The sequence below is a fragment of the Streptomyces europaeiscabiei genome, assembly GCF_001550375.1.
Lineage (GTDB): Bacteria > Actinomycetota > Actinomycetes > Streptomycetales > Streptomycetaceae > Streptomyces > Streptomyces europaeiscabiei.
In genome coordinates this window covers 1-8,029 of the sequence record NZ_LRTR01000244.1, presented here as the reverse complement: position 1 = coordinate 8,029, position 8,029 = coordinate 1, and the positions used below count along the sequence as shown (strand labels likewise).

Genomic DNA, 8,029 nt, shown 5'->3' with positions numbered 1-8,029 from the left:
CGGAAGCCGCTCGTCGACTTCCGCTCGCCGCCGACCTGCTGGCCGCCTGCATCACGGCCGGGGCGAGCCCTGTGGTGGCCGCGCAGGCCGTGGGTGAGGCGCTGGGCGGGCCGGTGGGCGAGCGACTGGCCAAGGGGGCGGCAGAGGCACGGCTGGGGGGCGAACCGGCCGAGGCGTGGCGTGGGTTGGCTGCCCTCCCCGGCGCCGGAGCTCTGGCGAGGCTGCTGGAACGCGCCGACGAGTCCGGCGTACCTGCTGCCTCCCCTGTCGCCCGGCTCGCCGCCGAGGCACGCGCCGAGTGGGGCCGTTCGGCGACGGAGCGGGCCCGCCGGGCCGCCGTGATGGTCACCGCACCGGTGGGGCTGTGCTTCCTGCCCGCCTTCATCGCGGTGGGCGTGCTGCCGGTGGTGATCGGGCTGGCGGACGGGTTGTTGGGAGGGGGTGGGTGATGACGGGGCGGGCTTGAGCGGACGGTGTGCGGTGCCGACCGGCGAGGGCCAGAAGTGGCCGACGAACGACCGGCGCGCCCGCTGACCAGCGGTGACAGGCAATCAGTAGCCAGCGGAAGTCAATGGAACAGAGCCTCACGGGGGTTGAGATGTACAAGGCAGTGAAGGCAGCGAAGGCAGTCGGGGAAGCGGTGCGGGTTCGGATGGTGTGTGCCGTGATGTGCCGGGTGCGGGCTGCGCGGAGGGACGCGGGGATGGTGACCTCCGAGTACGCGGTGGGGATCATCGCGGCGGTGGCCTTCGCCGCAGTGCTCTACAAGGTGGTGACCAGCGGGCAGGTCCAGGCGGAGCTGCAGCAGATCGTCGGGCGGGCCCTCAATGGCGGGGCGTGAGCCACGTGGGCCGTGGCGGCGTCGCGGGGGGCTGGGCGGCGACGCCGGGTTCGTGACGGCCGAGGCCGCCATGGTCCTGCCCGTGATGCTGCTGTTCGCGACGGCGCTCGTGTGGGCCCTGTTCGCCGCCTGCGCGCAGATCCAGGTCGTGGACGCCGCTCGGGCCGGTGCCCGGGCGGCAGCCCGGCAGGACCCGTCGGCTGCCGTCGTGGCGGCGGCCCGCAGGACGGCGCCGGACGGGGCGGAGGTGAGCGTGGACAGGGAGGGCGACTTCGTACGTGTCGTGGTCTCGGCCCCGGCGCCGGGGCCGGACGGACTCGGCCTCGACCTGAGCCATGCGGCCGTGGCGCTGGCGGAGGAGACGGTGGGGGCGGCCACGACGGAGGGGGCGGGGGCCGAGTGAGCGCGTTCTCGTGGTCCGGCCGACGGCCGGGAGTCGCCCGGTCGGACCGGTCAGTCCGGTCAGTCCGGTCGGACAGAGGCTCCGCGACCGTCTGGGCCGTCGGTTCGATCCTCGCGCTGTGCGCCGTGTTCGGTGCCGTACTCGCGCTGGGGCAGGCCGTTGTGATCCGGCATCAGGCTGCCGCGACGGCCGACCTTGCGGCCCTCGCCGCCGCCGACCACTGGATGAAAGGCGGCGAGGGGGCCTGCGTGACGGCGGTACGGGTGGCGAGGGCTCAGGGCGGCAGAGTCGTGCACTGCGAGGTCGAGGGAGAGATCTCGGACATCACGGCGGCCTCGGACATGGGCCCGCTCACCGCGGAGGCCAGGGCGAGGGCGGGACCGCCAGGCCTGCCGGGCCCGGCAGCCTCGCAACGGGCTGGAGGGCACGCCGGCGTGCCCGTAGGAGCACCCCGCGGGAGCGCCGGGTAGGGCGCGCGGGGGACTGCGCGATCAGCCGCGCACGACCGGCAGGCGCCAGAGCCCAGTCGGCCCTGAGCCTTAGGGTGTCCGGTCCTCCGGCGGAGCGTCGGGTGCTGTCCTGAGCAGTTCGGTCAGCAGCCGTACGGCGCCTCGTTTGTGCAACGGGTCGTTGCCGTTGCCGCACTTGGGGGACTGGATGCAGGACGGGCAGCCGGCGTCGCACTCGCACGCGGCGATGGCCTGGCGGGTGGCGGTGAGCCAGGCGCGCGCGGTGTGGAAGGCGCGCTCAGCGAAGCCCGCGCCGCCGGGGTGGCCGTCGTAGACGAAGACGGTCGGGAGCAGTGTGTCCGGGTGGAGCGGGACCGAGACGCCGCCGATGTCCCAGCGGTCGCAGGTCGCGAAGAGGGGCAGCATGCCGATCGAGGCGTGTTCGGCGGCGTGCAGGGCGCCACCGAGGATCTCGGGGTTGATCCGGGCCGCGTCGAGCTGGTCCTCGGTGACGGTCCACCAGACGGCACGGGTGCGCAGCGTACGAGGAGGGAGGTCGAGTTTGGACTCGCCGAGCACCTCACCGGTGATGAGGCGGCGACGGAGGAAGGAGACGACCTGGTTGGTGACTTCGACGGAGCCGAAGCACAACCGGCCGTCGCCCCAGGGGACTTCGGTGTCGGTCTCCAGGACGGAGATGGAGGTGGTGTCGCGGGCGACCGTCGAATAGGGCGGGTCGGCCTGTTCGACGAGGGCGACGGAGTCCTCCAGGTCCAGTTCGCGCACCAGGTACGTACGGCCCTGGTGCAGGTGGACCGCTCCCGCGTGGACGGTGGTGTGGGCGGCGCCCGCGTCGACCGTGCCGAGGAGTCGGCCCGTCCCGGTCTCGACGACCTGGACGGGGCGGCCGCCCTGGCCACGGATGTCGGTGAGGTCGGCGGCCCGTTCGCGGCGCGTCCAGTGCCAGGCCTTGGCCCGGCGGCGGAGCAGTTTCGCGGCCTCCAGTTGCGGCAGCAGTTCCTCGCAGGCCGGACCGAACAGGCCGAGGTCCTCGTCCGTCAGGGGCAGTTCCGCGGCGGCGGCGCAGAGGTGCGGGGCGAGGACGTACGGGTTGTCGGGGTCGAGGACGGTCGATTCCACCGGTTGGTCGAACAGGGCTTCCGGGTGGTGGACCAGGAAGGTGTCCAGGGGGTCGTCGCGGGCGACGAGGACGGCGAGGGCGCCCTGGCCGGCGCGTCCGGCGCGTCCGGCCTGCTGCCACAGGGAGGCGCGGGTGCCCGGGTAGCCGGCGATGAGGACGGCGTCCAGGCCGGAGATGTCGATGCCGAGTTCGAGGGCGGTGGTGGCGGCGAGGCCGAGGAGTTCGCCGGAGTGGAGGGCGCGTTCGAGGGCGCGGCGTTCCTCGGGGAGGTAGCCGCCGCGGTAGGCGGCCACGCGCCGGGCGAGGGAGCGGTCGATCTCGGAGAGGCGTTCCTGGGCGATCACCGAGATCAGTTCGGCGCCGCGCCGGGAGCGTACGAAGGCGACGGAGCGGACTCCCTGGACGGTCAGGTCGGTGAGGAGGTCGGCGGTCTCGGCGGTGGCGGTGCGGCGGACGGGGGCGCCCTTCTCGCCGTGCAGTTCGGTGAGCGGGGGCTCCCAGAGGGCGAACACCAGTTCACCACGGGGTGAGGCGTCGTCCGCGACCTCGGTGACCGGGACGCCGGTGAGGCGGCGGGCGGCGACCGAGGGTTCGGCGGCGGTGGCGGAGGCCAGCAGGAAGACGGGTTCGGCGCCGTAGCGGGCGCAGAGGCGGCGGAGGCGGCGCAGGACCTGGGCGACGTGGGAGCCGAAGACACCGCGGTAGGTGTGGCACTCGTCGATGACGACGTACTTGAGGGCGCGCAGGAAGGAGGACCAGCGGGGGTGGGAGGGGAGGATCCCACGGTGCAGCATGTCGGGGTTGGTGAGGACGTAGTTGGCGTACTGGCGCACCCACTCGCGTTCCTCGACGGGCGTGTCGCCGTCGTACACGGCCGGGCGTACGGCGTTTCCGAGAGGTTGTGAAAGTTTTTTCACGGATCGGTGCTGATCTGCTGCGAGGGCTTTCGTGGGGGCCAGGTAGAGGGCGGTCGCCCCACGGCCGTTGGGAGCCTCGGAGCCGTCCAGGAGGCGCGACAGGACGGGGACGAGATAGGCCAGCGACTTGCCGGAGGCTGTTCCGGTGGCGACGACGACCGAGTCGCCGTCCAGCGCGTGCTCGGCGACGCGTGCCTGGTGGGCCCAGGGATGTTCGATTCCCGCGGCCTGTACGGCGGCGACGACTTCCGATCGGATCCGGTCGGGCCAGACGGCATGGCGACCCGCTCGCGGGGGCACATGCTCCGTATGAGTGATGCGCGAAGCCCGGCTCGGCCCCGAGGCGAGCCGGTCCAGGACCGTGCTCGGCGAAGGGCTGGAGGCGGTGTCCGTCGGGGATCGATCGGATCGGTGATTCGTGGCCATCGGCATCGAGTGTGTCACCGGCGTGACGGACAATGGAGCCAAGGCGTCGTGCACGCCTGCCGGTAAGTGATTGAATGCCATCGCGGCTGGCGAACCGTCCCGGGGGCTTTCAAGCCGAGGTGTCCCGAGGGGCGAACGCTCGATAGCAAGGTGCTGGAGGATCCGTGGACCTGTCCCTGTCGACCCGTACTGTCGGCGATCGTACGGTCGTCGAGGTCGGTGGCGAAATCGACGTTTATACCGCGCCCAAGCTGCGTGAGCAGCTGGTCGAGCTGGTCAACGACGGGAGTTTCCACCTCGTCGTCGACATGGAGGGCGTCGACTTCCTCGACTCCACCGGGCTCGGCGTGTTGGTGGGCGGCCTGAAGCGAGTACGGGCCCATGAGGGCTCGTTGCGACTGGTGTGCAACCAGGAGCGGATTTTGGAGATCTTCCGCATCACCGGTCTGACCAAGGTGTTCCCGATTCACACCTCGGTCGACGAAGCGGTGGCGGCCACCGACTGATCGCGCCCGCCCGGGCCCAGTGCCCGGAACGGCAAGAGACAAGTGAGGGGGACCGGGCCCACGGGCCCGGCCCTCCGACAGCACGCCCGTAGTTCCGAGGGGGATGCATGGCCACCGTTGAACTCCGCTTCAGCGCGCTGCCCGAGCACGTCCGGACCGCCCGACTGGTGGCGGCAGCGGTGGCGCGCAGGGCCGGAGTGGACGAGGCCGTCCTCGACGAGGTCAGGTTGGCCGTCGGCGAGGCGTGTACCCGTGCCGTTGGACTGCATCAGAGCAGCGGTATCTCGGCGCCGGTGCAGGTGTCGCTGATCGAGGAGGAGAAGCAGTTCTCCATCGAGGTCGGCGACGAAGCGCCGCACGCCGTGCCCGGTGACAAGTCGTCGGGCGCCGGTGACGCGGACGCCGACATCGAGGAGGACGACATGGGCCTCGCGGTGATCAGCGGTCTCGTCGACGACGTCGAGGTCTCTGCCGGGGAGAACGGCGGGCTGATCCGGATGACCTGGCCGACGACGCCGTCGATCGCCGTGCTGCCCTGATTGCCCTGATCTTCTCAACCTCTCAACTTCAAGTAGTACCGCGAAGGGCCCTGCTGAGCAGGGCCCTTCGTGTTTATTCGGCATTTATTCCGATCACCGTTCATCGGAACACCGGAAATCGTGAATGAATTCACGATCAATCACGCGATCATTTGATCAAGCGTCAATGCCTTTGAGGCGTTACTTCTTTCGAGTAATGTGGTCGTGCGCAGATCGTTTGCTGAAGAGCATGTGAAGGCCAATTCCGCTTCCCGCGCACTGTTTTGATCAGGTTCTGCTCCCTACAATCCGTCCACATCTTGAGCTCAGCCCAAGCGTCAAGGAGGACGAATGGCGGGGCTTTCTACCCCTCAAAGGTTTGACCGGACCACGGACTTCGCAGCCGCGGTACTGACGGACGACAACCGGATCATCGTCATGGTGATCGGCGTCGTGGCACTGGCCGCGCTAGCCGTCGCCGGGGTCCTGGTGCGCCAGGTGCTCGCGGCGGGCGAGGGCACCGACAGCATGAAGAAGATCGCTACGGCGATCCAGGAAGGTGCGAACGCCTATCTGGCACGGCAGATGCGCACGCTCGGCGTATTCGCCGTCGTCGTGTTCTTCCTGCTCATGCTGCTTCCCGCGGACGACTGGAATCAGCGCGCCGGACGATCGGTGTTCTTCTTGATCGGTGCCGTGTTCTCGGCGGCCACCGGCTATATCGGTATGTGGCTCGCCGTGCGCAGCAATGTGCGCGTCGCCGCGGCGGCCCGGGAAGCGACACCGGCGGAAGGTGAGCCGGAAAAGGATCTCACCACCGTCTCGCACAAGGCGATGAAGATCGCATTTCGCACCGGCGGCGTAGTCGGGATGTTCACGGTGGGGCTCGGCCTCCTCGGCGCGTCCTGCGTGGTCCTCGTGTACGCGGCCGACGCGCCGAAGGTGCTGGAGGGCTTCGGCCTCGGGGCCGCGCTCATCGCCATGTTCATGCGTGTCGGCGGCGGCATCTTCACCAAGGCCGCCGACGTCGGCGCCGACCTGGTCGGCAAGGTCGAGCAGGGCATTCCGGAGGACGACCCGCGCAATGCCGCGACCATCGCCGACAACGTGGGCGACAACGTCGGCGACTGCGCGGGCATGGCGGCCGACCTCTTCGAGTCGTACGCCGTGACGCTCGTCGCCGCGCTGATCCTCGGCAAGGCGGCGTTCGGCGACTCCGGGCTCGCGTTCCCGCTGATCGTGCCCGCGATCGGCGTGCTCACCGCGATGATCGGCATCTTCGCGGTGGCACCCCGCCGCACCGACCGCAGCGGAATGTCCGCCATCAACCGCGGCTTCTTCATCTCCGCGGTGATCTCGCTGGTGCTCGTCGCCGTCGCCGTCTACGCCTACCTGCCGTCGTCGTACGCCGATCTCGAAGGCGTCACGGACACGGCGATCGCGGGTCACGACGGCGACCCACGGGTCCTCGCGGTCCTCGCGGTGGCCATCGGCATCGTGCTGGCCGCACTGATCCAGCAGCTGACCGGCTACTTCACCGAGACCACCCGGCGTCCCGTGAAGGACATCGGCAAGAGTTCGCTGACCGGCGCGGCCACCGTCGTCCTCGCCGGTATCTCCATCGGTCTCGAATCGGCCGTCTACACCGCTCTGTTGATCGGCCTCGGCGTCTACGGGGCGTTCCTGCTCGGCGGTACGTCGATCATGCTCGCGCTGTTCGCGGTGGCGCTGGCCGGCACCGGACTGCTCACCACGGTCGGCGTCATCGTCGCCATGGACACGTTCGGGCCGGTCTCCGACAACGCACAGGGCATCGCCGAGATGTCCGGCGACGTCGAGGGCGCGGGCGCACAGGTGCTCACCGACCTGGACGCCGTCGGCAACACCACCAAGGCCATCACCAAGGGCATCGCCATCGCCACGGCCGTACTCGCTGCCGCCGCGCTCTTCGGCTCGTACCGCGACGCGATCCTCACGGCCGCGAACGACGTCGGCGAGAAGGTCTCCGGCGAAGGCGCGCCGATGAACCTGATGATGGACATCTCGCAGCCCAACAACCTGGTCGGGCTCATCGCGGGCGCCGCGGTCGTCTTCCTCTTCTCGGGGCTGGCGATCAACGCGGTCTCGCGGTCGGCGGGCGCGGTGGTCTACGAGGTGCGGCGGCAGTTCCGCGAGCATCCCGGGATCATGGACTACAGCGAGAAGCCGGAGTACGGCCGGGTCGTCGACATCTGCACCAAGGACGCCCTGCGGGAGCTGGCCACGCCCGGTCTGCTCGCCGTGATGGCGCCGATCGCGATCGGGTTCACGCTCGGGGTCGGCGCCCTGGGCGCGTACCTCGCGGGCGCGATCGGCACGGGGACGCTGATGGCGGTGTTCCTCGCCAACTCCGGTGGCGCGTGGGACAACGCCAAGAAGCTCGTCGAGGACGGCCATCACGGCGGCAAGGGCAGCGAGGCCCATGCCGCGACCGTCATCGGCGACACCGTGGGCGACCCGTTCAAGGACACGGCGGGACCGGCCATCAACCCGCTGCTGAAGGTGATGAACCTCGTCGCGCTGCTCATCGCGCCCGCGGTCGTCCAGTTCAGCTACGGCGAGGACAAGAGCGTCGGGCTGCGCGTCGTCATCGCGGTGGCCTCGATCGCCGTGATCGTCGGGGCGGTGTACGTGTCCAAGCGGCGCGGGATCGCCGTGGGTGACGAAGGCAATTCCGAGCGGGTGGCCAAGTCCGCGGATCCAGCGGTGGTTTCGTAGGCGGTCTTAGATCCGGGCCTGCGAGGGTCCAGTTCAAGGAGCGGGCGGACGGCGCGTGTTGACGCGCCGTC

Annotated in this window: 8 protein-coding genes; 7 read left to right on the top strand and 1 reads right to left on the bottom strand. The window is 70.2% G+C overall.

The features are described 5' to 3' along the window. The 4 genes from AWZ10_RS11790 to AWZ10_RS11775 all read left to right on the top strand — a co-directional run. Positions 1–449 (top strand): type II secretion system F family protein (locus tag AWZ10_RS11790; RefSeq protein WP_060891036.1); only part of this gene is annotated, 449 nt, incomplete at its 5' end. 149 nt (positions 450–598) lie between these two features. Next, positions 599–841, top strand: a complete 243-nt coding sequence (locus AWZ10_RS11785; RefSeq protein ID WP_060891035.1) for a DUF4244 domain-containing protein — start codon at positions 599–601, stop codon at positions 839–841. Further along, positions 828–1,244, top strand: coding sequence for a TadE family type IV pilus minor pilin (locus AWZ10_RS11780; RefSeq protein ID WP_060891033.1), 417 nt, complete (start codon positions 828–830; stop codon positions 1,242–1,244). Before AWZ10_RS11785 ends, AWZ10_RS11780 begins: the two co-directional genes overlap by 14 nt. Further along, complete coding sequence (locus AWZ10_RS11775; RefSeq protein WP_060891032.1) at positions 1,241–1,714, top strand: Rv3654c family TadE-like protein; 474 nt, start codon at positions 1,241–1,243, stop codon at positions 1,712–1,714. Before AWZ10_RS11780 ends, AWZ10_RS11775 begins: the two co-directional genes overlap by 4 nt. A gap of 69 nt (positions 1,715–1,783) precedes the next feature. On the opposite strand, the gene AWZ10_RS11770 is transcribed toward AWZ10_RS11775, so the two are convergent. After that, positions 1,784–4,258 carry a DEAD/DEAH box helicase gene (locus tag AWZ10_RS11770; protein WP_079104342.1) on the bottom strand — a complete coding sequence of 825 codons (2,475 nt, stop codon included), beginning with the start codon at positions 4,256–4,258 and terminating at the stop codon, positions 1,784–1,786. An 83-nt stretch (positions 4,259–4,341) separates the two neighbouring features. Between AWZ10_RS11770 and bldG the strand changes: the two genes are divergently transcribed. The 3 genes from bldG to AWZ10_RS11755 all read left to right on the top strand — a co-directional run bounded on the left by bldG (position 4,342) and on the right by AWZ10_RS11755 (position 7,958). Then, positions 4,342–4,683 (top strand): anti-sigma factor antagonist BldG, encoded by a 342-nt coding sequence (gene bldG, locus AWZ10_RS11765; RefSeq protein WP_033524654.1) that lies wholly within the window; start codon positions 4,342–4,344, stop codon positions 4,681–4,683. Between the two features lie 107 nt (positions 4,684–4,790). Further along, entirely contained in the window at positions 4,791–5,222 is a 432-nt protein-coding gene (locus AWZ10_RS11760) for an ATP-binding protein (protein ID WP_037702557.1), read from the top strand. A 330-nt stretch (positions 5,223–5,552) separates the two neighbouring features. Beyond that, entirely contained in the window at positions 5,553–7,958 is a 2,406-nt protein-coding gene (locus AWZ10_RS11755) for a sodium-translocating pyrophosphatase (RefSeq protein WP_046708027.1), read from the top strand. The last annotated feature ends 71 nt before the right edge of the window (positions 7,959–8,029 follow it).